The sequence below is a fragment of the Pedobacter nutrimenti genome (assembly GCF_032678445.1).
Classification (GTDB): domain Bacteria; phylum Bacteroidota; class Bacteroidia; order Sphingobacteriales; family Sphingobacteriaceae; genus Pedobacter; species Pedobacter nutrimenti_A.
On sequence record NZ_JAVTSQ010000017.1, the window covers coordinates 1 to 24,362 of the forward strand.

Consider the following 24,362-nt stretch of genomic DNA (forward strand, 5'->3'; position numbering starts at 1 on the left):
GCCACCAATGAGCTGCACGATATTGCTCTGGTTTTCTGAGGAAATATCAAAACGCTTGAAATCGAGTTCACGCCGTTTCTTCAAAAAAAACACCACCCATAAACTATAAAGCACGCTGCTCACCAGGAAAATAATAAAGATATTGACATTATAATAAGCCAGGACAAATGAGAACACCACTAAATTGAAAAGAGAAAAGATCGTATTTAACGATGAACCTGTTAGAAAACTCTGAATCCTGCCCTGATCACTCATTCGCTGCATGATATCCCCCGTCATCTTAGTCTCGAAGAAGCTCATCGGAAGTTTCATCAACTTGATCAAAAAATCAGTAAGAATAGAAATGTTTATTCTTGTGGTCATGTGTAGCAATATCCAGGAACGAATGAAATCTACACTCATACGACCCAGAAACAGCATGGTTTGCGCAATCAAAACAATGTAAACAAAGTTTAAGTTGCGTGTATTGATCCCAATATCTACAACTGATTGTGTTAAGAAGGGTAAGATCAGTTGTAGTAGACTTCCTACTCCCAGCCCCACAAACAATTGAACGATCAATTGCTTATACTTAAAAAGGTAACCTAACATGTAAGTTAGGTTCAGTCCTTTTTCAGGGTCCCCACCTTGTTTGTAGAAATCCGGACTAGGAGAAATCATCAAGGCAATCCCCTCAGAATGACCATTATTTTGGGTACTTAACCAATGCTTTAAAAATTCTGATTCGGTGTATTCCACTAATCCCTTAGCTGGATCAGAAATATAAAAAACCCATCCTTTTGATCTTTTGGAGACTATCTTATATAAAACAACAAAATGCTTCTGATTCCAGTGTAAAACACAAGGCAATTCAATTTCAAGAAGCTTATCCAGGGTGATTCTAATCCCTGTGGTACGAAAACCAATTCTTTCTGCTGCTTCGCTGATACCAAGTAAGGATACGCCTTCCCGGTTGATACCAGAGATTTCACGTAGTCGCTGAAGAGTATAATTTCGTCCGTAGTGCTTGGCGACCATGCGCAAACAAGTAGGCCCGCAATCCATTTGATCCGGCTGCTTAAAATGGGGGAATTTTTTCAAGTAATCTGCAATTTATTATGTAAATAAAATGACATTGATGTTCATTTTGATCAAGTCTCTTATGAATTCTGTGTTAAATACTAACTAGTGCTTCCTTAAGTTTATTTAAACGCGCGGAAGTATCTCGAAATGTATCGTCACTCCTGTAAGAGTCCCTTAAACAGATATCAGAATATCCAAAATCCTGTTGGACAGATATGAATGGATAAATAACCATTTTACGGCTTGTCATTTCTGAAAACTTTCCATCTGCAGTTACTGTTTCTGAAAAAGGCTCGTCCAAAATTTGCTGAAAAAATTGTTTAAAAACTACAACAAACTGTGTACTCCAGTGTGTATCTATCCACCATAGTTCATCGACTACTGGAACAGCTGTTCCGTAATTACCTATTCCCCCGGAAACAACATATGCACCCAGATCATTGGCCTTGATAATATTTTCTATTAATTTTTCTTTAGTATAGTCTTCCGTAAAGACATGATCGTCTTCGCATATGATAATAACATCGTCATCATTTTCTATTGCTATCTGAATAATTTTCCGAAAACTTTGCCATAAACCAACTGCCCCAATTTCGTGTCTACAGGCTTCAACTACCTTAATATCAAATTCTTTTCTCCCTGAAAATTGTAACTTTGTATGTTCAAGTCTTTCTGTTCTTTCGGGCAGATTGACAATATAAGTTGGTATAGTGAAGTTGTCATCTGTAAAACCACTCACATCAATTTCTTTCACTAGGTTTTGATAGAATCTCTCTACTTTTAGAATCTTTTTCATCATTGCCGACGTATTTTTAAACAGGAGATTTATGTATCCCTTAGTGTTGTTCATATGGGTTACATCCGAGTATCCAAATTCCTTCTGGATAGATATAAATGGGTATATTATAAATTTATTGTTTGATAGTGAAGCAATTTTTTTGTCAGCTACGTCCAGATCTTCAAAATCTGCTTCCAATATTGTTTTAAAAAACTTTTTAAATACTATTGTAAACTGTAGTCCTGTAAATTGATCTACCCAAAATATATTTTTTGAAACTTGTAAGGCATCACGAAACCAACTCACACCTCCGAGCAATATATCTGCATTTCTTTGCTCGCCTTGTAAAATGTACTCATAGAGTAACCTAGGCCTATATTTATTTGTGAATATATGGTCATCTTCACAAATAATCACATAATCAAGATCCAATCCTTTCGCTTCAGTAATGATTTTAACTATATTATGCCATAAACCCAATGCACCTATATGGTGTTTATTGACTTCCAATAAGTTTAGATCAAATTCTGATTTATCTTCAAATTGGGCTTTTATATGTGCTAATCTATCCGTACGTTCTTTTAGGTTTATAGCATAGGTGGGTATAGAAATACCGCTGCCTATATTTTTTCTTTTCATTCTACAGTTTTACTTTAGGCAAGTTTGCTTCTATCAGCTTTTTATAACTATCCAGGTGATCCAAACTGAAGCCTCTGAATCTGGCTATTTCTTTTCCATTTCTATTGGTGAAAATCACTATTGGAATCGCTGTAAAAGCATATTGAGCCTCTATTTTATCCAATTCATTTTCACTAATAATAAACTGATCCCAGTTCAGCTGCTCTTGTATTAAAGCTGTATTCCAGTCTTTTTTATTTTTATCTATCGATATACTGGCCATATAAAAGCCTTGGTCTTTGACCAACTCATTGAGTTTCTTTAACTGTGGGATCTCCATTCGGCAAGGCCCACACCAACTAGCCCAAAAAATCAGCATATTCAGATCTGCTGTTTTATTGATATTTTCTTTTCTAATTCCTAGGTCTGACATTAAAGATAAAGGCCTTGTGTTTTCTCCGACATTCAAAGAGTTAGATATATATTCTTTCATGCGGTTTCCTACCCTGGATTTTTGCACTTCCTCATCAAAATAATTTAAAATCTCTTTGAGCTCATCTTTCGAATAATTTTGACGGTATTCTAATATGCAGCTTAGGAGATAAAAAGAATATGGATTACCCTTAATCAAATTAACTACTTCTTTTAATCGTTGTTCACGTGCTTCACTTCGTGCCTTAGGTATATATCCAAAATTTTGATAGTCATACCGCTGGAATAAATCTGACTCCCTCCCTCCCTTTATATTTACTTGGATAGATCCATCAACTTTATTGAAATACGTAAGATTAGTTACTCCATAATCTAGCATAAAACTATCATTAGAGTGGTTTTTACCATCTTTTTTAATCTCGATTTCACTTCTGACAGCAAAATTATTTCTTTTAAAATCGTTATCAACATACTTCAAACTGGCTTTAAATGGTTCAAAGGAGACAGGTGGACGATATTTAAGCTTAAATCTTCCGTCTATGCAATCGGCAGAATCAAGAAGGACTTTCCATTTACCAGCCTCAATTAAATAAACCTTCTTTATTTTCTTACCAAAGCCGTCACCTTCAATAAGAATTTGTGATTTATCTATCTTCTTACACGAATAGTTTAAATAGCACAAGCACAGCATGATCATACCTAACACGTTTTTTATCGTTATCTTATTTAGCATGTTAATAAGATTGGTTTAGAGCCAATGTTAGCCGACAAGTGATTCCACTATTTTCAGCTAACATTGACAAAATTTGTTTTGCAATCATACTTCCGTCAACAACAGCTAGACGTTGCAGTTCGAGGAACTAGTAATTGTGGCAGGTGTTGAATGATTGTCTGTCTGGCAGAAACACTCAACAATTGGTCTATCACCATCCATAAATCCATACGAAGAACAAAATCCACTTTCCTTAACGTTACCACTAGTAATGAGCTGGCATGCTACATCTTTACAAACAGGTGAGCCACCGCCAAGACTACCACCAACACCTCCCATCACTTTTTTCAATTGCGCCCTTGTTAACACCTCTCCTTTGTTAAAGGCAGTCATACTTAGTTTTAATTTTTTCATAAAGATTTTAGACTTTTTGTTTAATATTTAGTAGCTGTTCAAGCTTGCTATCTATCGCTTCATGCATTTTTAAACGGCATGATCGTTATTTGAGTAAACCATACGTTAACCTATCAAATACTCAATATCCTCTAGCCTATAAGGCTCTGATAGTTTGTAGCCATTTATAAATATGGTAGGCGTAAAGGTAATTTCTGCCATTTCACACCATTGTTTTTGTTTTTTTGTTAGATCCTCCATTTCCCCATTAAAAGTGACGGGGTACTTTTTAGCCCATATATCATATTTACCTGTGCTATGGAGGTACCAATCGTTCAAAGCATTTTCTAATAATTTAGAGTTGTTTAAAGACGCTAGCGCACCAATATGTCGCGCCACCTTAGTTCGTTCATCTTTTTCATCATTACCTGTTGAAAAAATAACCTTTAGTTGTAAATCATCCCTGTACTGTAACCAATCGTGAATAGTTTGGTGCGCTTTGGCGCAAGGTCCACAAAAAGGATTACTAACCATAGTAATAACAGTGTTGGCTTGACGATTTCCCAAGGTAATAGGTGTTATGTCATCAGAAATAACATATCTATCCTGACTTGTAAGTAACTGACTAAAAAGATCACTGTTGTATTTAAACTTTCTAAGTTGTTGTTTTAAAGAATCGGTTTGCTCAGATTTGGTTAGCAATGGTTTTAAAACTGCCCATATGGCTATTGGGAACAAAAAAGAAAATACAATGCTAAATATTTCCCCAGTAGGTAAGAGCAGGCTGGAAAATGGATAGTTCAACATAAAAACTAATCCCTCAAGCCATAGAAGAACTTGTATAGTACAACACAATATGCACCAATTCTTTTGCTTAAACTGATAGCCAATAGAATAAATAGTATAAGGCAAGCAGACAATATTTAACCAAGCCAATAGCACAGCACTCGAAGGAGTAAATAATAGGCAAACAAAAGAACCTGTAAAATAAAACATACCTACTTCACTCCAACTTAACCAACTGGTTACCTTTGCAGCTTCGGATTTTAGGATTGCGTTACAATTATTTTTTCTACCTAATGAACATAAATTTTGGATAAATGGATTACTTGCATTTATACTGTGTGTGATCAATAAAACACTTACTACCACTCCTACCGACTTTAAAGCCAATAGAGATAAATATGGTAAATTGATACTAATGGAGCCCATTGCCATAATTAAGAAAGCTAAAAGAACAGCAACTAAAAAAGGTAATCTAAGCATATCCAACCACTCGCTAATCAAAGCTTGTATGTAGTTACTTTCTCCACTTTCCTCTTCCCTCTGAGCGTACAATATAATACCACTCCACCTGTTCAAAAAATTTTCTTTAGTTAAAATCTGATTTGCACCTCCTTCATCGCTATATTTTATGGTGTCGCCTTTAATACTCTCCACCAAAATGAATCTACCAGCGTCTTCAGGGAAATGAGCAATAAAAGGATAAGATAATTCTTCAGCTTTAAAATGTTGCAGATCTATTCTGTAAGACTCATGAGGCACTTTCCAACTGGTCAAACAATCACTTGAAGCTAATAAGCTGGGGTATTCTGGATGATCTGCCAAACATTCCCCGGAGGTTTTGGCCGTTACTTTAATATTTAGTTTCCTTAAAAGTTTATTTAATACCACGTTGGCATTTCCGCCTGATGATTTAGACAACTTCCAGTTTTGTAGAGTGTCAGATAGATTTCCAGTTGTTGTAAAAAAGGATTGATTCCTTTTAAAGATTAATTTGAGAGCGCCCATATTGTTATTATTAATTGTCCGAAGATGGACCAACAATTTAAACTCAACGTTAACCATTTATTACCTTTAGATTACCCGTCCATTTCAAAGACTTCTAGCAAACTCGATCTCCATACCAGCAAAGTCGACAAAAAAATCTACACGGCCTTTTGAAAAATCAAAACTTAACTTTGTTATAATATTCTGGCAACATAAGCCAACTAGCTTTGTGAGAAACCAATATATAAAGGCCAAATCTAACACGCTATTCATAAGCGTGAATATATCCAACTCTTATATACTGGATATTATATCTGTTTAGGCATCAACTTGCGACTAAAATGTTGTTTTGCTTGATAGTATAATAAAAGTAAAAAACTATATGCGAACGTACTCTCATCAAAGGAATAGTCAAATATTGATCTATCCATTTTTTTCCCTACAAAGAGATTTTAATTATTCAGAAAACTACAAGTCTCAAAACACATTCCAACAAAACTCTGAAAAGAATAAGGAACGCAAAAACCTTAGCAGTTCTTATATATCAGATGTATGGGATAATTATCAATTAAACGAGCTTGAAGGTCACTACAATTAACTATGACGATAATTAATTTAATTGGATGGTTCGGTGCCGTGGTATACATTGTCGCTTTCTTTTTGTTGACAATTCATGTTATTTCATCATCATCCTTCCTATATAATTTTTTGAATATTCTAGGAGCAATCGGTCTTATAATCAATGCTTATTACTTACGGGACTCGCCAAATATTATCGTCAATCTCGCATGGCTATTAATTGCTACAATTGGAATCAACAATCTATATAGAAAAAAGTCGAGACAAAAACCATAAAATCCAGTACTGATCGAAAATCTGAACTATGATCCAAATAACAAAAAATATCAGGGAGGTGTTAGATAATGCTAAATTGTTGGAAAAAGGAAATAGAAGTCCCATAAAAATCCGGAAAACCATTACAGGAATGACAAATGACAATTATATATGTGCCCTTTCAACCGGCGAACAATTTATAGTAAGATTCCCGGGTAAAGGAACAAGCGATATGATCAATAGAAAGGATGAACATCAAAACCAGAATTCAATTGCTCGCCTTGATCTAAATACAGAAGTTCTATTTTTTGATGACGATTCAGGAATAAAAGTCACCAGATATATTGAGAATACATTTGTACACAATCCATCGATCTACCATAAAATCCCCTATGTGTGTGAAGGTTTAAAGAAACTTCATAACTCTAACACTCATTTCAATAATAAGTTCTGTTTTTTTGACAAGATCCAATTGTATGAGACAATATCTTATGACCTTGGACTTATTTTATGCAACGATTATTTGGAAATAAAAACCGAAATACTGAAACACCAAGAAAGTCTCCATAGCAAAATGAACTGGCAACCGTGCCACAATGATCCCGTGCTTGAAAATTTTTTGATGGATGATAATGCTCATATCTATTTAATTGACTGGGAATATTCTGGCATGAACGATCCATTGTGGGACATTTCTTCTTTTGCGCTTGAGAACAGTTTAAGTGAAGATGAAGAAATCTATTTATGGAGTTGTTATTTGGACGATAAATACCCAACTCCCAACATGCTTGAGAAAATAAAACTGTTTAAAATTTGTCAAGACCTCCTTTGGTATGTATGGGCAAAAATCAAGCAATCACAAGGTGCCGATTTGTTGGATTATGCTGAAATGAGGCTAAAAAGGGCCATGCTGAATTACGATACTATCCAGTTAATAACAACAACACTATGAATGCGATTATACTTGCAGCCGGAACAGGATCCAGACTTATGCCATACACAAAGATGTGTCCAAAACCACTTATACAGGTTAAGGGAGTTCGGATTATTGAACGACAAATAGAGTTTATAAGAGAAATTGGCGTACATGACATTTATGTAATTACTGGGCATTTACATGAACAATTCGAGTATTTAAAAGAAAAATACAATGTTCAATTAATCTATAATCCGGAATACTACCGATATAATAATATTTATTCGTTTTATTTATGCCAAGAGTATTTTGGAGACACTTGGGTATTTGATGGAGATGTATTTTTAAACAAGAATTTCCTTCAACCAAATATTTCATGTTCTACCTATTTTACAGGAAAAAAGCAGATTCTGCATTCTGAATGGGAACTTATATTTAGCAAAAATAATATCTTGGAGAATATTGTTATTCATGAAAATCCCCAGGAGTTTAAAAAAAATGAAATCCCGGTTTATGTAATGTCTGGTGTTTCATACTGGACTCAAGCATCCGCAAAAATCATTCTCAAGGCGTTAAACGACAAAATTCCTTTATTGCTCAGGGATAATAGCAGCAACTTAGGCACCCAATATTGGGATCAGATCATAGTAGAAAATCTTGATAGATTAGATATTAAAATAGAATCCATCGAACCAGATGACTGGGCAGAAATAGATTGTGAGTATGATCTCTCACGATTATAATTCTACAAAAATTTAACTCATATTAACACAATCTTCTCTATGTTAACTTATATCATTAATTCCAATTTTAAAGAATCAAAACACTTAAAAATGGAAACCATATTGGAAAAGGCCTGGATAGACAAAGTGCCTTACGATAAAAATTCATCGCTCCAATTAGACAGGGACTATATGTTAACCAGGTATGGTTTTCCCCTTTCTAATTATGAACGTGACCATTTCAACACCCACTTCGAAATTTGGAAAATATTTAAGAATTCTGATGCTCCATTCTGCTTGATTATCAACGAAAACGTCAATTTTAAATCTCCTCTAAGCAACTGTATATTGGAATTGGTTAGTCTTTTAAGTGATGATCAAAAATGGGACGTATATTTCCCCTTTGAGAAAGAGGAAGTAAAAGATGTGGATAAATTTGACTTCGGTTATTTACTAGGCTGTTACTGGGGTATTGATGTATATTTTGTTAGTCGCAAAGGAGTTGATAAACTATTAAGCATAAATACAATAAAACAGCCGTTAGATGAAGAAATTTTAACAAGATCTATATTATGTGAATTGGAGGTATACTATGAAAACACCGATTATTTCGATTTCAAAGAAAATATTACTCAGAAAAAAGAGCGAAAATTAGCGATAAGGAACGCCATCTTTCAATCCAAAGCCTGGTCTTCTGAAAACAAACAACGAGTTCGAAATCTAATTCAAACAATAGGCGATCTGGCCGCTAAAAACAATGTTGATCTGATTCTTAGTGATGGGTCCCTTCTTGGACAGGTAAGACATGGATCTATTATGCCATGGGACGACGATGTAGATCTAGCCATCAACAACATCCAATACGAATTTTTTAGCTCTCTTATAACAAATCACACAACATTAAAACATTGTATTTGTCATTGGGGCAGCAGCAAAACGCCATACTGTAAAATCTGGAATGAAAATGGCAGTCCAATAAAAGGATATCCATATACTTTTCCTTTTGTTGATATCTGGTTCTTTTCTGAAACTGGAAATAGTATAATTTTTGATACAGGAACTGTATATACCACAGAAATATACTATCCTTTCTCGGAAATATGTTTTGAAGGATCCGTTTTCAAATTGCCTGCCCAACCTCTGAGATGTTTGGATATACTGTACACAAACTGGAGAAACAAAATACAGGTATTCTCATGGTCCCATCAGCTTGAGCAAGATTCGGTAATTCCACTAGGTTATGACATAATGGTTGACCGCGCCGGGAGAATTATCGATGAAACCTGAGCAGGCACAACAATTAGTCATCGAGAGAATTAACATATTTTATTAGAGATGTTAGATTTTTAGGTAATTTACCCTTAAACCCGGCTAATCTAATTTCAGTTCTACTTTTAACATCAAAATCGATCAATAAGACGCATGCTTTCTTTAAAATTAGTTCGTTTTCTGTGATATCACTGATCCCCCACTTTTCCAGGAAATAAAAAAATTCAAATAGATTTACAGTTTTGTTATGTTCACATTGCTTCGTAACCTGGATAGCACTCGATCCGATACTAACTGCTTCTATGGGATTGAATGCCAATTTCGATTTTTTACTCAGTAAGTAGACATAAGCATCAATATCGACAAACCATTTTAAATTTGGATCATAATATTGATCAAACTCAAGTTTCCTAAAAATCATTGAACTTGGTGGCCCCAACCAATTACCATAAAGCAAGATTTCTGGTGTTTTCTCAATATGTTCTATCCGGGAACTATCGGGAGTATTAATTCTAGTCGTTTCAAAATTATCTGAATTTACAATTCTTGAACTTACAAAACCCATCGAGGCCTCTACATCATTATCTAGTAAGTCAACAAAAATCTGCAAACTACAAGAATAATTAAACCAATCATCATGATGCATAATTTTAATGTACTTACCTGACGATTTTCTAATTGCCTCATTCCAATTTTCAGGGCTACCCAATTGCATATTATTTTTATAATATTTCATTTTCGCTTTAAATGCTGGCGGGTAGGATGCAATAAAATCCTTAACTATATCATCTGAACTGTCATCTGTTATAATTATTTCATAATCATGATATTCTTGCATTAAAATAGAATCTAGATTTTTTTTAAGCAAATGAATCTGGTTATAGGTAGGAATACATATAGAAACCTTAGGAATTTCCATGATTTTCTTTTTTACTCTCATTTAGTACAAAAATAATTTGATCTTAAATTTATATTCTGCGTTTCATCTTATTCTTACCGCCAAAAAAATGACTTCCTTCCTAAAGAAAGTTGGAAAAATTAAGTCTCTTCGGATAATATTTTAGCCTGTTTTTTTTCTAATTGCACTAAAAAATACGCTGATCATGCCAATAATTAATAAAGTCTTTCTTCCGCATAGAATTTTCAACTTACATTTTTTTCACTCCATTCTTTCTACTATAAAGTACATTCTTTAATAAGATCCATATCATTTACGGCCATCCAAATGATATTTAATGGATTTAAGTGTGTCGTTATTCTTTCCTTTTGTTTACGTATGTAAGGAATCCTCTTTCTCCACTCATTAGAATTAATGGATCTTACAATTGTTTCAATTGAAGCCTCAATATTGTTCACATCTAATTTCACATAAGCTCTATCATCGATAAATGACGATATATTAGTACAACCATCATAAAAACATAAGCTTTCTGCCAGAATCGGGTCCAACAATTTTTCTGTATAATAATTTTCATTAAATGAATTCTCACAGTTGAAGTGGTATTTATACTTCAATAATGCATCATATTTATCTTCAATTGGACCTTTATAAGAACTGATCATTTGAAAAAAATTTCCATTAATATTTTTACCCCACAGGTCAAATCCATCTTGAACAATCTGGTCCAAGGCATGGATAAACTTAAGTCGAGCTAGATGTCCATCCAGATAACAAAGATCACTTGTAACAGAGGACAAGAGTCCTGTTTTTCTAATTGCCATTCCTTTATTAGCGAATATTTCTCTCGATATATTTGTTGAACTCCAACCAACTAAAGATAAAGGCGCAATAAACGAAGTTTTATGTAGTCTATTATTCCTTGATGCTATGGGTTCAGTCCGAAATGTAATGGCCTTTCTGTCATCGTAATCTGCATCATCACTATATGGTCTTGTCAGAATGATTAACCTATCATAAGAACCCACCGTAAATTCAATATTTTTCCAAATAGTATTTCCTAAACTATAATCTTTTACCATTTCCAACATTTTTAAATCTGACTGCCAGAATCCCGTAATTTTAACACGAATCTTTTTCATTATATGAGAGAATTTAACCTATAAAATTGTCCTATTTATTCTCAGAAACTTATCTGTGTTATTTTTCAAAAACCCTTTAAATTTGAGTTGGCATCAATGTCCCTTAAAGGGGAAGTGACTTAAAGGAGATGTTTTATGGATTGTGAGCATAATTTATTAAGAGTTAATTCATCTCTAAGCTAGAAAGTAAAATCAGGATAACACCAATAATATTCGTTAATTTTTCATTAAATAAATGTTAATACATTTCTAATAATTCAGAGAGTGTATAGTACGCTGTAAATTTCATACTTCGATTACAAAAACAAAGCCTATGAAATTTTAGGTTTACTACTTCAATCCACTTCAGAAGCACCTTTGGTTCTCCACCGCCTTGTTAAGGCATAAAAACCAATAGAAGCCCATAATAAATTGGCTACAGCATTTGGTATGTCATTACTCATAATAGCTGTAGCTAATAAACATAATCCACCAACAATATTAAATGCTTGGAAGCCCCATGACTCTGGGGTTAACTTTTTTGTACTTAACAGTAAATAGCCCAGTGTACATAAGCACACACCCAGCCAGCCAATACTTGTTGATATCATATCTATCATAATAGGGGTCTAATATAGAGGAAATTTAATTCTGTCTGTTAATCTGATATCTTCAGAAGAAGATCCAATCATGATCTTAAACCAACCAGGTTCTACTATTCTTTCCATCTTCTGGTTAAGAAGAGAAAGATCGTGGGAAGTTAAAACCATAGATACCTTTTTACTCTCTCCTGGCTCGAGACTTATGCGTTCAAAGCCCCTTAAATTCATTACATAAGTAGTAACAGAACTAACCTCATCATGAAAGTAGAGTTGAGCAACTTCATCTCCCCTGATCTTTCCAGTGTTAGTGATCTTAAAATCTACTTTTATCTTCCCTGATTTTTGATAGGTACCCGCGTCTATTTTTAAATCACTGTAATTAAAAGTTGTGTAACTTAAGCCGTAACCAAAAGGATAAATAAAGCCGTTAACATTGGCATCAGATGAACTATGTGCATCAGCAGAAGGCTTCATTGGAAAAGAAAGAGGAATTTGTCCAACAGATTTTGGAAAGGGTACGGATAGTTTTCCACCAGGATTATATCTACCAAAAACAACATCTGCAATGGCGTTCCCCATATATTCCCCCAAATACCAGGTTTCCAGAATTGCAGGAATATGTTTGCTGGCAAAATTAATGGTCGCTGGCCTGCCGCCAACCAATAACAATATTGTAGGTTTATTCAGAGCAGCTACCCGCTCCAGCAATTCTTCCTGATGGCCGGGAAGTTTAAGGTCTAATCTGGATTTAGTTTCCCCAATCGTGTTCTCATTGTCACCCAGCACCAAAAATACAACATCTGCTTTGGAGGCTATCTCCATCGCCTGATCTATTCCTTTCTTTTCTTGTTCCGATAGAGGAAATGATTCTACATCACTTTCCGGAAAATGATCATCCGTATGGTTGCAACCTTTCGCATATAAAACATTTACCGAAGCGGGGAGCATTTTTGTAATTCCTTCAAAAACCGTAGTAACCCTAACCCTTGATGGTCCATATCTGGAAAGTAAACTCTCATGCTCTTTAGCATTAGGACCAATAATGGCAATATTTTTCAACTTTTCGGGGTTTAAAGGCAAGAGGTTGTCCTTGTTTTTGAGTAATACAATCCCTTCCCTTGCGGCTTGCAAAGCTATATTACGAGCATCTTTTGTATGAACAATTTGATCCGCAGCTTTAACATTTTCAACAAAAGGATGATCAAATAACCCAATTTCAAATTTCACCTTTAACACCTCTTTTACTCGTAAATCCACAACAGACATTGCGATACTTCCATTTTTAATGCCCCTTCTCAAGCCCCTTAAATAATCGGCTGGATTATGAAATTCTGTTCTAACATTTAAACCCGCTGTTAAGGCCAAGCGGGCGGCATCTGCTGTATCTACAGCGACATGATATTTGTCAAACAAATCTTCAAGGGCATGACTGTCACTAACCACATAACCATTAAAGCCAAATTGCTTTCGCAGGATATCCGTTAAAAAATATGTACTGGCAATAATTGGTACCCCATCATAATCATTATAAGAAGCCATCACGCCTTTCGCTTTTGCTTCCTGAATTCCAACCCTGAACGGCTCCAGGTATAAGTTCCACATTTCCCTTGGTGCCACATGCGGATCCGTACGGACGCCGCCATCACGCCCACCAACAGGGATACTGTAAACAGCGAAATGTTTAACTGTCGAAATCACTCCATTTTCTTGTATACCAAGTATATTTTGTTTCCCCAGCTGGCCAACAAGGTAAGGGTCACAACCATAAGTTTCTTCAATACGCCCCCAACGCGGATCGGAAGCCACATCCAATATTGGTGAATAAACATTGGTATAGCCTAACGCCTTTGCCTCTTTGCCGGTAACATTTCCAATTTGCCGAACCAGATTTTTGTTAAAGCTGCTTGCCTGTGCCAGCTGAGATGGAAAATAAGTCGCTTTCATATGATTCAGTCCGCGGATTCCCTCTGTTGTAAAATCAACAGGTATGCCAAGTCTGGTTTCTTCAATAAACCATTTCTGAATGGTATTGATGGCCTGCGCATGTGAAGAATATGGAAACGCATACAGCGTATCTCTTCTATAACCGGTTAATTGCTCATCAATATTTGCAATCCCATCCTTCCATACACTGTCCTTCCAGGAAGAAGCGGGTAAACGATCTTTCAAAAAAGCACCATAACCATAAAGAGTTGCCAACTGACAGGTCTTTTCATCCACCGTCATTTGTTGCAGTAAGTCATTAACCCGTTCATCAATGGGCTTTGAAATATCTTCGTACACATCTTTTTTACCATTTTTATTAAAATCAATCCAATGGTCTTTATAAACGGTGCCTTCCTGTTTAAAGGAACACAACAACAAAAAAACAATAACGATGGTAAATCTGTATTTGTATATCATATCTAATGATGCAATAAATGTGTTAAATCAAAATTAACATCTTGCTGGCGTTTGAGCGAAAAAAATATTACCATTGGCATCCGCTTACCCGGACAAGATAAATACCAAATATGGAAAGCCTCTCAGTAATGTCCTCAAAGCATAGAAGCTATTAAATCTGTTATCCTTATTTATTCAATATCTGTATCTGTTATGCCTTTATTTATACCCGTAACTTTATGGAGTTAATTTAATTAAAACATGGAAATACAAAACTCAGTAAATAAAGACATTCAAGAAATTTTCAGACTGTACAAAATAGCCACAGATTTCCAAAAATCGAAGTTTATTGTTCACTGGCCAGAATTTGAACTAAACCTGGTACAGACAGAAATCAATGAAAACAGACAATGGAAAATTCTTATTGACGGCAAAATAGCTTGTGTTTGGGCAACAACCTTTAATGATCCTCAAATTTGGGAAGAACGCAATGATGATCCTGCAGTCTATATCCACAGGATTGCAGTAAACCCTGAATTCAGAGGCCAAAATCTTGTACAACAGATCGCGGAATGGGCAAAGCTATATGCTCTAAGCAATGAAAAACGATTTGTGCGTATGGACACTGTCGGTGAAAACACCGGGCTTATTAATTATTATACAAAATGCGGCTTTGACTTTTTAGGATTGCTGAAACTTCAAAATACAGAAGGATTACCAGCCCACTATAACAACGCAATAGTAAGTTTGTTCCAGATTGAAGTTTAGGAGAACCATTCTGTCTAATCCTTTTTCCTTTCTCCTCCCTCCCCGGTCTGCACCCAAGAAAAATATGTTTTACTGATCAAGCCTCAGAACCTGGAAGGTTCAGCGAGATCAAAAAACATATTTTTCAAACAAAATTCTTATTGTAAAAATGAAATCAGGTTATTAACTTATATTCGTATTTTATGTAGATTACCTCAATTTTACATTACTTTATGAAATCAATTCCGCTGGTTATTTTAGGGCTATTACCCCTAACCATGTTCGCTCAGAAACAACAAACAGCCCCCTACCAGTTAAAAGGCGAAGTTAATTTTCCAAAAGGCGACGAAACCGGGCGCAAAATATACCTTGTTTACCAGCAAAATGGACAGCTAAAAACAGACAGCGCTCTAATTAACAACAACAAATTTAGCTTTAACGGAACAGCAGATATCGCTATTAAAACCATTCTGCAGTTTACAAAACCCAATACTACGCCCGAGCCAGACACCGACCCAAACACCCTGATACTGTACTTAAACAAGGGCCTGACAGATGTTAAAGCCACTGGTTTTTTAAGCCGGGCACAAGTAACCGGATCTCCGGTACAAGAAGAATATATAGCCTTTACACGAAAATACAGTAAGTGGGACAGATTGCTGAGATCAACGGATCGGCGCAGGAGAAATCTGGATAAAAAGGACTTATTAAAATTGCAATCCCTTAATAAGAGCATCGATTCCCTTCAAAATTTAAAGATGAATGACCTTTCTGCCTATTTAAACGAAAGCACCGCTAAACCCTTTGCTATTGAATCGATTTTGATGTACCTAAAAGCCAAAGGATCATCATTAGATGAGCACAAGATCGAGCAATATTTTGACCAGTTACCCGAAGATCAAAAACGATCAGTTTACGGGCAGGAAGCTCAAAAAATGATTGCCGATTTAAAGAAACATAATTAAGAACCATTAGAGCAAAAGCCATTCATGAAGATATTTTTTTCTATACTCCTTTTACTTTCCCTGAATTTTAAATTCACCCACGCACAATCAAAACACGAAACCACTATTTCCGTCATAAAAGATGTGAATTTTTATGATGGTTACGCCAAACCCGTTAATGAACCCGTTAAACCAGGAATAGTACGCATCAGCAACACCAAATATATCCGCAAGCTGAGTAACCAGGAAAAACAAAGCATTGGCGATTCCATAACCCTTAAAGTAGTAGTTAAAGCAGGTTGCGATAATTATGACAGGATAGGCAGAGTTACACTTTTCTATGTACCAAAGGATAAAAATTACGATAGCCCCGAGGCAAAGCAATTTGAATTGCTTAGAATTATGACCCCCTTTAACTATAAAACCCGCGAACCAGATAATACCCCTTATACAACAACCATCAATCAATTAGCAGGTTTATTTAAAAACAAACAAGCAGATGTATGGATAATGACCGAAATCTTTGGCACCACAAGCGCCGGCCAAAAAGAAACCATGGGCTGTGACGGATCATTATTAACCTATACAGCTTCGGTAAACCTAACCAGCTCTAAAACAAAAAAGAATAGCCTTGTACAACCAATTGCCTTATTGAGCTATTTCCCTTTAAACGGAGAAGACAGCACGGCCGGACACAATACCAAGGAAGTTGCATTTCATGTAGACAATAACATCAAAACAGCCGTATTGTATTTAATCACCTCCGGACATGGCGCAGGAGAAGGCGGAGAAGAATACAACTGGCGCGAGCATGTCATTTATGTAGATGGAAAAGAATACACACGCATAGCGGTAAACCAAAACTGTGCACCTTACGAAATTTATAACACCCGCAGCAATGGAATTTATGGTCTTAATATTGCACAAGAACGCCGCAGCTGGTGCCCGGGTGCGCCCGTACCCACCAGAGCTATAAATTTAGGCAGATTGGCCCCAGGTGATCACCGTATAAAAATTGCAGTCCCGGAAGCCAGATTGTTAAACAATCAAAGCACCTATTACCTATCGGCCTATATTGCTGCAGAATAAGCGTTATAACAGAAAACATATTTTTCCTCCATAAGTCACAAATGTAATATTACATTTGTTTAGTGTTTAATGAGATAACAATTTAATAATCAAATTGATATGTACACATCCTTACGGAAACTTGTTCAGAGCAATAAAATTGACATTAAGACTTTCGAACTACTTGCCGGGCATATCACTCCAGTAACATTGTCTAAAGGTACCTTTCTTATCAGGCAGGGACAGCGGTGCGACCATATCTACATTATTGAAAATGGGTTTGCCCGGATTTTCTCGGTTATCAACGAGAAAGAGACAACAATCCTTTTTGCTAAGGAAAACGAAATCATTACCTCAACCTATTCGTTGTTTACCGATAGTCCCAGTAACGAAAACATTGAAATACTGGAGGATTCATTGCTATTAAAAATACATTACGGGGAGTTTTCAGATCTTTGTAAGCAACATGCCGAATTGTTCGTTCTGTATCGCCTGTTAATGGAAAAATACTACCTGTCGCTCGAAGAACGAACCCTCTCCCTACAATTTGATAGTGCGCTCGAACGTTATCAAAAACTGCTTACCCAATTTCCCTATATTCTCCAAAGAGCTCCACTCGGCCAGATCGCTTCCTTTCTGGGTATGTCACCTGTTACCCTAAGCCGTATGAGGGCTAAAATCTAAGCATGTTCGTTTTTAGCAAATGCTAAAAAATCGTCTTCCTTCTTTGCTGAAATTTGTGTTGTAGATCAAAATAAGATGACCGCAAGTTTTAGATTATAAATAGTGTTCTGGTCAAATGTTTTGCTAAATCAAACACAATGGAAAGAACAAGTTTCAGCAGCAAATTTTATAGGGTGGCAATCCGGTTGAAAGGGATAAAGGGCAGTCTTGAAAAGGAATTTCAAAGGGGGGAGTGGAACGGGAGCCAAAAAGCAGCCGCAATGCCTCAAAAGGTTATTATGGGATGCGATATCTTCTATCGAGACAATACAACAAAGAGAACTGTTTGGCAACTGCAAAAAAAAGGCAGAAAACCAGAAAAATATCTTTTATACCTGCATGGCGGGGCTTTTGTCCATAATATCAGCACCTATGATTGGCCGTTTCTAAACAGGATAGTCCAGCATACCGATTACGGAATAATCGTGCCGGACTATCCACTGGCACCTGAATACGGTTATCAGGATGTTTATGATATGCTTGTCCCTTTGTATAAAGAATTGCTCCATGATATTGGAAGTAAAAATCTGGTTTTAATAGGCTTTTCAGCGGGAGGTGGGCTCACACTTTCATTTGCACAATACCTTAAAAATATGGGACAGGAGCAGCCTGCACAAATTATTCTGCTGTCACCCTGGCTTGATGCCACATTGCAAAATCCCGAAATTACTGCGCTTGATGGAAAAGATCCCTATTTGAGTGTTAAAGGTTTGAAATTGTCGGCTAAGGCATATGCAAAAGGTGACGATCTGAACAATTACATGATAAGTCCGATAAATGGTACTTTGGAGGGTTTGGCTCCCATGCATTTGTTGATCGGTACAAATGAAATCCTGCTTGCCGATGCGCGGAAACTGGTGGCTTTAGCAGAATCTAAAAACGTCCATATTGATTACCATGAATACTACAAAATGTACCATGCCTGGATTTTTCTGAACATGCCCGAAGCGCGAGATGTTTTTGACCAACTAATCAATATTTTAAAGTGACGCTTAGTTAAATTGGTTGTCATCCTGCCTTACAAATATTTTTTTATTTCGTGTGACCCCGACTATCTAAAACTCCAGCTTAAGCCTGATCCCTCCGGAAGTCAAATTGGTCTTTAGATTCGAATAGGACCTCATCGGAATCTTAATAAAAGGCTCGATAACCAAATGTTGCTTTTTACTGATCTTTTGGCTAAAGCCGTAAGACAGATTATAAAAACCAAGATAGTTTTGTTGCGGAAGCTCATCTGACGCAACGGGAACCGTTTCTGTTGAAGACATCAGTTTACTTTCGAAACCTGGCCCATCCTCTCCGGATACCAATACATCAACAAATTTTTTCTCCTCATAAGCCAGGACCTGAGATTTTCTCAGCACACCTGTAACAGATACACCAATACTCACATAGGTATGAGAACTCAAGCTGTATTTGAAATCTATGGGTACATCTAGTCCAGAAATGGAAGTTTGCACAGAAGTAAGCGTCTTTCCCGGAACATCCGGCGGATCCTTTTCCAGCTTATTTAAAGCAGAAAGCTGACTCAGGGAAAGTCCGGACGTGATAGAAAATCTGGCATTCAAAGCATACTCCAATCCTCCGCCAACACCCAGTCTCATCTTTCCTGAATTACTGTAACTATTGGATACCAACGCGTTGTATTTCCATTTTTGTATATCATGATGTTCTGCAGGGCTATCCTCTTTCAAAGCAACAAATGGATTATTTTTTTCTGCGGGTTTTGAATATCGGCGAGTAGCCGCAGGAGGAGTCCTGAAAGCATTTCTACAGGAATCTTTGGATGGCCAGGAATCCCTGGAATCTCGTTGAGGAGAAATCATTTCACTGGAAGTCATTTGAACATCTTCTGTTCTTTGTTGCACTATTTTCGTCTGAACTGGCAGCATTTTACTTCTACTCACCTCCAAATGCTCAGGCAATAGCTTTTTTTCCACTTTTATTGCAGCTACAGATGGAGATTGCGCGTGTTTTTTCTTCAAATACGGAGGTTCTTTCCAATAAAAAAGAGCAAAAAAGAATAAGATAAAAATTGCGGCCTGCGTTGTCCACCCTATCCATGCCGCATTTTTCTTTTTACGATGCTGCTGTTGAAAATTTTCCCAGGCACCGGGCTGATAAGGAAATTCCTCCTGCTGGAAAATTTCTTTAACATGTGTCAAAAATTCTTCTTCAGTATGTGCCATTGGGTTCCATATTAATTTGGTACAAGGTTCTTAATTTGAGTTTTGCCCTGTTCAGATAGACCCGGCAAATGTTCTCTTTGATGTTCAGCATTTTTGAAATCTCCTGGTGCGAAAACCCCTCTATTTCATAAAGATTAAAGATGAGTCTTTGTATTTCGGGCAAATGGTTCAGCAGATTCATCAGATCGGTCACATTCAATTTTAACATCTCTTCTGGAAAAGTCAGAGGATGGTGCAAGTCACTAAATTCATTTTCCAAAATATCAATTCTGGGCTTTTTTATAAAATCAATCGCGATTCTTGAGGCAATTTTGGCCATCCAGCCTTTAAAAGCCTTTTCCAGTTCTTCTGGTCTTTCTGGTGGTTTGAAAGACTCTATATATCTGAATATCTTGATGAAACTGTCATTCACAAGTTCTTCGGAATCATGGATGTTTGAAGTATACCTTACAATTACAGCCATTATATATCCATAAAACATCTTGTAAATCTTCTCTTTGGATGAATTACTATTTTTGCTGAATCCAGACAGGATTTCTGCAAGTCCGAAATTGCTTTTCATCGGCCTCAGCATAGTGCAGATTTTAGTGTCATCTTTTTAAAGGGATCAGATCATCAAAGAGAATAGAACAGGACTTGCTGTTTGAGACACAGCAGGCCCTGCCCCATTCTTAATAGCTTACTTGTTTGTCATCACTTCGATCCCCAGTTTGGTGGCATCAGTAGCATCTTTTAAGCCTCTTACCCAAACAGTATAGATTTTTCCTTTTTCAACCTTAAATTTGTCCAGGGTGGCCAGAACATCCGTCTTTCCGTTTTCTTTAATCTCAAATTTAAGTTCCGCTGCAGGATCTATATTAACATAAGATGAAGCTTCTTTGAATGCTTTTTTGTTCAATGCAGCCTCCGTCTTTCCTGCAACGTATAGGTCAAGCACCGTAGCTTCAGGAGATAAATTCACGAAACGCACCTTTGCTTTATCTGTCGCAGGAGCAGAAAGATCATCTTCAACCAAGACAACAGCTGCCTTAGGAGATTTATCTCCAACCAGAAGTGTATACGAAACTCCGGTTTTTGCAGTATAGTTGATTTTTGCAAGTACATCTGTGGCATCTTTCTTTTTAAAACTGAATTCCCCTGTTCCTGGTTTCAGGTCCATATAGTCAATGACAGTATTATAATTTAGTGCCTTTGATGTGGTTACTTTAGTACCATTTGCAAAAAAAGAAAGTTCAGGGGCGCCAGGTGAAGAAACCACCAAAGCAATTTTTGCAGGTTTTACTGCAGGGGGATCTGTAGCTTTGTCTTTTTTACATGCCGCCAATAGAAGCGCAGAGCATAATAGTATCGTTCCTTTTTTTGCTAAAGCTACCGCGTAATTTTTACTTTTCATTTTTAAAAGTTTAAGTGAATAGATTAAATGATTTTAATTTCTATACACTTAAACTTGCATTTGATCAGGAACGCAACAGGTGCTTCCAGATTTATTCTTAGACCGTATGCGGATTGATTACAGCATAATATTTCAGATCTATAATGTTATTTGGCAAAGGTCTGGAGTTCCATGACTTATGGATAGCCAATGCCGCACCTACGGCAGTAGCCTGGGCCATGTGTGCCGCAAAAACTTCCATATCCGGAAGTGCTCTGGCCAGTAAATTCATAAATAATGTATTTTTACTAAAGCCTCCGTCTACAAAAATCCGCTTTACCTGGGTATCCGTAAGCACCCTGCGGGTAGAAATAACCTGTTCATGAACCAGATCTGACATCAGCTGATGATAAGCAACTGCAGCCGATTCATAATCATTAAGATTTCGTTTGCCAAATGCGGAAACTTTAAGGCCGGAGGTCTTTTCTTCTGGCAAAGTATCCACCTTCTGCTCCATCAGTAACAATCTTTCCATGACCTGTGGATCATAACTCATCGACCTGAAAGAAATACTATCTGCTCCAAAATGAGCTGCAATTCGTTTAAGTTGCTGCTCGTGTTCATAGCCCGCAAATAGCCTGGAAGCCTTCACCGGCTTACCTTCATACTGCAAATAACACAAACAGTCATTTTCCAATTCCTCTGCAGTTAGCGGCGCTGCATTAAAGGGATTAAAACTAATGCACCAGGTACCTGTTGACAATAAAATAAAAGGTTCGTGGAAATTAACCAGGTAAGGTACCAGGGCAGCTGAACTGTCATGTAGCCCAGTCCCTACGGCACAACTGCTCCCGGGAAAAGCAGCAGGCATTACACTGCTCGAAGGCACAATAGGCGCCAGTTTATCTGCTATATGCTCTTTTCTAACCCATTCATGGTATTCATTTTTTGTAAAATCCCATAAATTGGTGTGGCAACCGATACTCGTAATATCAGAATAAGCCTTACCGGAAATCAGGTAGCTTAAGTATTGGGGCAAATGAAGGGCATATTTAATCTGCTCAAACACTTCCGGTTTTTGATACTTCATGCGGTAAAGTTGCATTCCTGAGTTTAAACTTCCCAAAACCGGAGAGGCTGTTCGATTGGAAAAAGCTTCCATCCCACCGTAGGTATTGTAAAACTGTGTCTTCAAATCCTCCGGATACCTCTTAAGATAGTTGTACAATGGTGCCAATGGCTTACCATTGGCATCAATATAAACGAAACTCGCCCCGTAAGTTGCAAAATTAATGGCTTTGATCTCAAATGCTGGATTTCTAAAAACCTCCGTCAGGGAATCAAAAACAGAAAGTCTTAGACTTTCCAGGTTCTCACAGGGATCCCCGTCCTCATCAGAAGTCTCTATAAATCTCGCTGTTCTCTCAAAAACAATCTTATAGTGCTCATCAAAGAGAAACAGCTTTTTGTTTGTTTTCCCAACATCAAAGACCGCTATAACAGGTACTTTTTTGATTTCCGACCCCATACCTAAAGTCCCGTTGCTACCGTTTTAGTTCCACGGTTTTTAATCAGTTCCTGTCTGACATTCAATTTTCTGAATACTTCTAATGGTGCCAAAGCAGCCCCTGAGCGTAACCTTGCCTCAGCAACCAGTGAACGAACATCAGTTCTGAAAGCATGTTGCAGGATTTCCTGGCAGCGGACCACGTCATTAACAGCTTGTGCCTCCTGCAATGCTTTGCGATCTACAGATAAGGCTTGTGCGTAGGCAATCATAATGGCCTCTACAGATTGCAGGAGATCTTCAAGCGGATCCTTAACGTTATGAGATGCATCAATCATCCAGCCCAGATCATCCTCATGGTCCATTCCTCTGGCATCCATTCCTTCTACCAGCTCATTAAAGATCAGGAACAACTGGTAAGGCTTCATACTGCCCGCAGTTAAGTCATCATCTCCATATTTGGAATCGTTGAAATGGAAACCACCCAGTTTTCCTTCCATAAGTAATAAAGCAACAATCTGTTCGATGTTGGCATTAGGCAAATGATGTCCAAGATCAACCAACGTAAAGGCCTTTGAACCCAGCTTATTTGCAAACAATAAAGACTGCCCCCAATCGCCAACGGTAGTAGAATAAAAATTAGGTTCAAAAGCTTTATACTCTATAAATACCTTCCAGTCGCTTGGCAAAGCCGCATAAATTTCCTGCAAACTTTCAAGTGTATTTTGAAATGCTTTTCTGAAATTAAGCTGTCCGGGAAAGCATGAACCATCGGCTAACCAAATGGTTAAGGCTTTTGAACCTAATTCAACACCCTGTCGGATCACTTCTATATTATGCTCAATCGCCGTTTTTCTCACCGCAGGGTCAACATGCTGTAAAGAGCCAAATTTATAACTGTTCTGCTGTCCGGGCTGATCCTGAAAAGTATTCGAGTTCATGGCGTCAAAACGCAAACCCTGCTGTGCTGCAAGATTTTTGATCGCGCTTACGTTATCTGTAGTATCCCAGGGAATATGCAAAGAGATCGCGCCACTTGAAGCGTTTAGTTGATGAAGCAGACCTATGTCTTCTATTTTTTCTTCAATATTCCTGGGCTCACCCCCCGAAGAAAAACGACCAAAACGGGTACCACCCGTTCCTAAAGCCCAGCTCGGAATTCCAATTTGAAAAGAGATCAGCTTTTCTATGATCGCTTCGACATTTGGAATATCTGAGCCAACAGACTCTAGTTTTCTCTTATGAGCAGATAAACTTTCCTGGTTATATTCCTCTATATGATAGTTTTCTAAATTCATCAGTT

Annotated in this window: 23 protein-coding genes; 9 read left to right on the forward strand and 14 right to left on the reverse strand. The window is 37.0% G+C overall.

Annotated features, from left to right (window positions below):
- The 5 genes from R2S08_RS25310 to R2S08_RS25330 form a co-directional block, all read right to left on the reverse strand.
- The coding region (locus tag R2S08_RS25310) for a peptidase domain-containing ABC transporter (protein ID WP_316837735.1) at positions 1 to 1,080 on the reverse strand (1,080 nt) is incomplete at its 3' end.
- A gap of 73 nt (positions 1,081 to 1,153) precedes the next feature.
- Positions 1,154 to 2,479 carry a hypothetical protein gene (locus tag R2S08_RS25315; RefSeq protein ID WP_316837736.1) on the reverse strand — a complete coding sequence of 442 codons (1,326 nt, stop codon included), beginning with the start codon at positions 2,477 to 2,479 and terminating at the stop codon, positions 1,154 to 1,156.
- 1 nt (position 2,480) lies between these two features.
- Positions 2,481 to 3,623 (reverse strand): TlpA disulfide reductase family protein, encoded by a 1,143-nt coding sequence (locus tag R2S08_RS25320; RefSeq protein WP_316837737.1) that lies wholly within the window; start codon positions 3,621 to 3,623, stop codon positions 2,481 to 2,483.
- A 105-nt stretch (positions 3,624 to 3,728) separates the two neighbouring features.
- Positions 3,729 to 4,016 (reverse strand): hypothetical protein, encoded by a 288-nt coding sequence (locus R2S08_RS25325; protein WP_316837738.1) that lies wholly within the window; start codon positions 4,014 to 4,016, stop codon positions 3,729 to 3,731.
- Between the two features lie 105 nt (positions 4,017 to 4,121).
- A complete protein-coding gene (locus R2S08_RS25330) occupies positions 4,122 to 5,786 on the reverse strand; it encodes a thioredoxin domain-containing protein (RefSeq protein WP_316837739.1) in 1,665 nt (554 codons plus the stop codon).
- Between the two features lie 579 nt (positions 5,787 to 6,365).
- Here R2S08_RS25330 and R2S08_RS28910 point away from each other — a divergent pair.
- The 4 genes from R2S08_RS28910 (at position 6,366) to R2S08_RS25345 (ending at position 9,524) form a co-directional block, all read left to right on the forward strand.
- Complete coding sequence (locus tag R2S08_RS28910; RefSeq protein ID WP_410479538.1) at positions 6,366 to 6,620, forward strand: CBU_0592 family membrane protein; 255 nt, start codon at positions 6,366 to 6,368, stop codon at positions 6,618 to 6,620.
- 28 nt (positions 6,621 to 6,648) lie between these two features.
- Complete coding sequence (locus R2S08_RS25335) at positions 6,649 to 7,551, forward strand: phosphotransferase (RefSeq protein WP_316837740.1); 903 nt, start codon at positions 6,649 to 6,651, stop codon at positions 7,549 to 7,551.
- Positions 7,548 to 8,258, forward strand: a complete 711-nt coding sequence (locus R2S08_RS25340) for an NTP transferase domain-containing protein (protein ID WP_316837741.1) — start codon at positions 7,548 to 7,550, stop codon at positions 8,256 to 8,258. Before R2S08_RS25335 ends, R2S08_RS25340 begins: the two co-directional genes overlap by 4 nt.
- A gap of 90 nt (positions 8,259 to 8,348) precedes the next feature.
- Positions 8,349 to 9,524: a LicD family protein gene (locus tag R2S08_RS25345; protein ID WP_316837742.1), complete on the forward strand. Its 1,176-nt coding sequence runs from the start codon at positions 8,349 to 8,351 to the stop codon at positions 9,522 to 9,524.
- 13 nt (positions 9,525 to 9,537) lie between these two features.
- On the opposite strand, the gene R2S08_RS25350 is transcribed toward R2S08_RS25345, so the two are convergent.
- The 4 genes from R2S08_RS25350 to R2S08_RS25365 all read right to left on the reverse strand — a co-directional run bounded on the left by R2S08_RS25350 (position 9,538) and on the right by R2S08_RS25365 (position 14,530).
- Positions 9,538 to 10,425: a glycosyltransferase family 2 protein gene (locus R2S08_RS25350; protein WP_316837743.1), complete on the reverse strand. Its 888-nt coding sequence runs from the start codon at positions 10,423 to 10,425 to the stop codon at positions 9,538 to 9,540.
- Positions 10,426 to 10,682: 257 nt separating this feature from the next.
- Complete coding sequence (locus R2S08_RS25355; protein WP_316837744.1) at positions 10,683 to 11,546, reverse strand: glycosyltransferase family 10; 864 nt, start codon at positions 11,544 to 11,546, stop codon at positions 10,683 to 10,685.
- Positions 11,547 to 11,881: 335 nt separating this feature from the next.
- The gene (locus R2S08_RS25360) at positions 11,882 to 12,145 is read right to left on the reverse strand and encodes a CBU_0592 family membrane protein (protein ID WP_316837745.1); all 264 of its coding nucleotides are present in this window, start codon (positions 12,143 to 12,145) and stop codon (positions 11,882 to 11,884) included.
- 9 nt (positions 12,146 to 12,154) lie between these two features.
- Positions 12,155 to 14,530 carry a glycoside hydrolase family 3 N-terminal domain-containing protein gene (locus R2S08_RS25365; RefSeq protein ID WP_316837746.1) on the reverse strand — a complete coding sequence of 792 codons (2,376 nt, stop codon included), beginning with the start codon at positions 14,528 to 14,530 and terminating at the stop codon, positions 12,155 to 12,157.
- A 240-nt stretch (positions 14,531 to 14,770) separates the two neighbouring features.
- Between R2S08_RS25365 and R2S08_RS25370 the strand changes: the two genes are divergently transcribed.
- From R2S08_RS25370 to R2S08_RS25390, 5 genes are all read left to right on the forward strand, one after another.
- Entirely contained in the window at positions 14,771 to 15,277 is a 507-nt protein-coding gene (locus R2S08_RS25370; protein ID WP_316837747.1) for a GNAT family N-acetyltransferase, read from the forward strand.
- A 212-nt stretch (positions 15,278 to 15,489) separates the two neighbouring features.
- Positions 15,490 to 16,221 (forward strand): DUF4369 domain-containing protein, encoded by a 732-nt coding sequence (locus tag R2S08_RS25375; protein WP_316837748.1) that lies wholly within the window; start codon positions 15,490 to 15,492, stop codon positions 16,219 to 16,221.
- A gap of 24 nt (positions 16,222 to 16,245) precedes the next feature.
- Complete coding sequence (locus R2S08_RS25380; protein ID WP_316837749.1) at positions 16,246 to 17,289, forward strand: peptide-N-glycosidase F-related protein; 1,044 nt, start codon at positions 16,246 to 16,248, stop codon at positions 17,287 to 17,289.
- Between the two features lie 99 nt (positions 17,290 to 17,388).
- Positions 17,389 to 17,952 (forward strand): Crp/Fnr family transcriptional regulator, encoded by a 564-nt coding sequence (locus tag R2S08_RS25385; protein ID WP_316837750.1) that lies wholly within the window; start codon positions 17,389 to 17,391, stop codon positions 17,950 to 17,952.
- Between the two features lie 137 nt (positions 17,953 to 18,089).
- The gene (locus tag R2S08_RS25390; protein WP_316837751.1) at positions 18,090 to 18,980 is read left to right on the forward strand and encodes an alpha/beta hydrolase; all 891 of its coding nucleotides are present in this window, start codon (positions 18,090 to 18,092) and stop codon (positions 18,978 to 18,980) included.
- 66 nt (positions 18,981 to 19,046) lie between these two features.
- Here R2S08_RS25390 and R2S08_RS25395 read toward each other — a convergent pair whose 3' ends face one another.
- The 5 genes from R2S08_RS25395 to R2S08_RS25415 all read right to left on the reverse strand — a co-directional run bounded on the left by R2S08_RS25395 (position 19,047) and on the right by R2S08_RS25415 (position 24,357).
- Entirely contained in the window at positions 19,047 to 20,180 is a 1,134-nt protein-coding gene (locus R2S08_RS25395) for a hypothetical protein (protein WP_316837752.1), read from the reverse strand.
- Positions 20,167 to 20,742 (reverse strand): RNA polymerase sigma factor, encoded by a 576-nt coding sequence (locus R2S08_RS25400; RefSeq protein WP_316837753.1) that lies wholly within the window; start codon positions 20,740 to 20,742, stop codon positions 20,167 to 20,169. The genes R2S08_RS25395 and R2S08_RS25400 overlap by 14 nt, the downstream gene beginning before the upstream one ends.
- A gap of 117 nt (positions 20,743 to 20,859) precedes the next feature.
- Positions 20,860 to 21,573: a DUF4397 domain-containing protein gene (locus R2S08_RS25405; protein WP_316837754.1), complete on the reverse strand. Its 714-nt coding sequence runs from the start codon at positions 21,571 to 21,573 to the stop codon at positions 20,860 to 20,862.
- A gap of 97 nt (positions 21,574 to 21,670) precedes the next feature.
- On the reverse strand, positions 21,671 to 23,080 hold the full coding sequence (locus R2S08_RS25410; RefSeq protein WP_316837755.1) for an FGGY-family carbohydrate kinase: 1,410 nt from the start codon (positions 23,078 to 23,080) through the stop codon (positions 21,671 to 21,673).
- Between the two features lie 2 nt (positions 23,081 to 23,082).
- Positions 23,083 to 24,357 carry a TIM barrel protein gene (locus R2S08_RS25415; protein WP_316837756.1) on the reverse strand — a complete coding sequence of 425 codons (1,275 nt, stop codon included), beginning with the start codon at positions 24,355 to 24,357 and terminating at the stop codon, positions 23,083 to 23,085.
- Positions 24,358 to 24,362 lie beyond the last annotated feature (5 nt).

What these genes read in the sequence shown, in the direction of transcription:
- R2S08_RS25360 (WP_316837745.1), bottom strand. Translation starts at nt 12,145, where the DNA reads ATGATAGATATGATATCAACAAGTATTGGCTGGCTGGGTGTGTGCTTA.
- R2S08_RS25345 (WP_316837742.1), top strand. Translation starts at nt 8,349, where the DNA reads ATGGAAACCATATTGGAAAAGGCCTGGATAGACAAAGTGCCTTACGAT.
- R2S08_RS25330 (WP_316837739.1), bottom strand. Translation starts at nt 5,786, where the DNA reads ATGGGCGCTCTCAAATTAATCTTTAAAAGGAATCAATCCTTTTTTACA.
- R2S08_RS25385 (WP_316837750.1), top strand. Translation starts at nt 17,389, where the DNA reads ATGTACACATCCTTACGGAAACTTGTTCAGAGCAATAAAATTGACATT.
- R2S08_RS25405 (WP_316837754.1), bottom strand. Translation starts at nt 21,573, where the DNA reads ATGAAAAGTAAAAATTACGCGGTAGCTTTAGCAAAAAAAGGAACGATA.
- R2S08_RS25375 (WP_316837748.1), top strand. Translation starts at nt 15,490, where the DNA reads ATGAAATCAATTCCGCTGGTTATTTTAGGGCTATTACCCCTAACCATG.
- R2S08_RS25350 (WP_316837743.1), bottom strand. Translation starts at nt 10,425, where the DNA reads ATGGAAATTCCTAAGGTTTCTATATGTATTCCTACCTATAACCAGATT.
- R2S08_RS25320 (WP_316837737.1), bottom strand. Translation starts at nt 3,623, where the DNA reads ATGCTAAATAAGATAACGATAAAAAACGTGTTAGGTATGATCATGCTG.
- R2S08_RS25390 (WP_316837751.1), top strand. Translation starts at nt 18,090, where the DNA reads ATGGAAAGAACAAGTTTCAGCAGCAAATTTTATAGGGTGGCAATCCGG.
- R2S08_RS25410 (WP_316837755.1), bottom strand. Translation starts at nt 23,080, where the DNA reads ATGGGGTCGGAAATCAAAAAAGTACCTGTTATAGCGGTCTTTGATGTT.
- R2S08_RS25415 (WP_316837756.1), bottom strand. Translation starts at nt 24,357, where the DNA reads ATGAATTTAGAAAACTATCATATAGAGGAATATAACCAGGAAAGTTTA.
- R2S08_RS25400 (WP_316837753.1), bottom strand. Translation starts at nt 20,742, where the DNA reads ATGAAAAGCAATTTCGGACTTGCAGAAATCCTGTCTGGATTCAGCAAA.
- R2S08_RS25340 (WP_316837741.1), top strand. Translation starts at nt 7,548, where the DNA reads ATGAATGCGATTATACTTGCAGCCGGAACAGGATCCAGACTTATGCCA.
- R2S08_RS25355 (WP_316837744.1), bottom strand. Translation starts at nt 11,546, where the DNA reads ATGAAAAAGATTCGTGTTAAAATTACGGGATTCTGGCAGTCAGATTTA.
- R2S08_RS25370 (WP_316837747.1), top strand. Translation starts at nt 14,771, where the DNA reads ATGGAAATACAAAACTCAGTAAATAAAGACATTCAAGAAATTTTCAGA.
- R2S08_RS25365 (WP_316837746.1), bottom strand. Translation starts at nt 14,530, where the DNA reads ATGATATACAAATACAGATTTACCATCGTTATTGTTTTTTTGTTGTTG.
- R2S08_RS25395 (WP_316837752.1), bottom strand. Translation starts at nt 20,180, where the DNA reads ATGGCACATACTGAAGAAGAATTTTTGACACATGTTAAAGAAATTTTC.
- R2S08_RS25325 (WP_316837738.1), bottom strand. Translation starts at nt 4,016, where the DNA reads ATGAAAAAATTAAAACTAAGTATGACTGCCTTTAACAAAGGAGAGGTG.
- R2S08_RS28910 (WP_410479538.1), top strand. Translation starts at nt 6,366, where the DNA reads ATGACGATAATTAATTTAATTGGATGGTTCGGTGCCGTGGTATACATT.
- R2S08_RS25380 (WP_316837749.1), top strand. Translation starts at nt 16,246, where the DNA reads ATGAAGATATTTTTTTCTATACTCCTTTTACTTTCCCTGAATTTTAAA.
- R2S08_RS25335 (WP_316837740.1), top strand. Translation starts at nt 6,649, where the DNA reads ATGATCCAAATAACAAAAAATATCAGGGAGGTGTTAGATAATGCTAAA.
- R2S08_RS25315 (WP_316837736.1), bottom strand. Translation starts at nt 2,479, where the DNA reads ATGAAAAGAAAAAATATAGGCAGCGGTATTTCTATACCCACCTATGCT.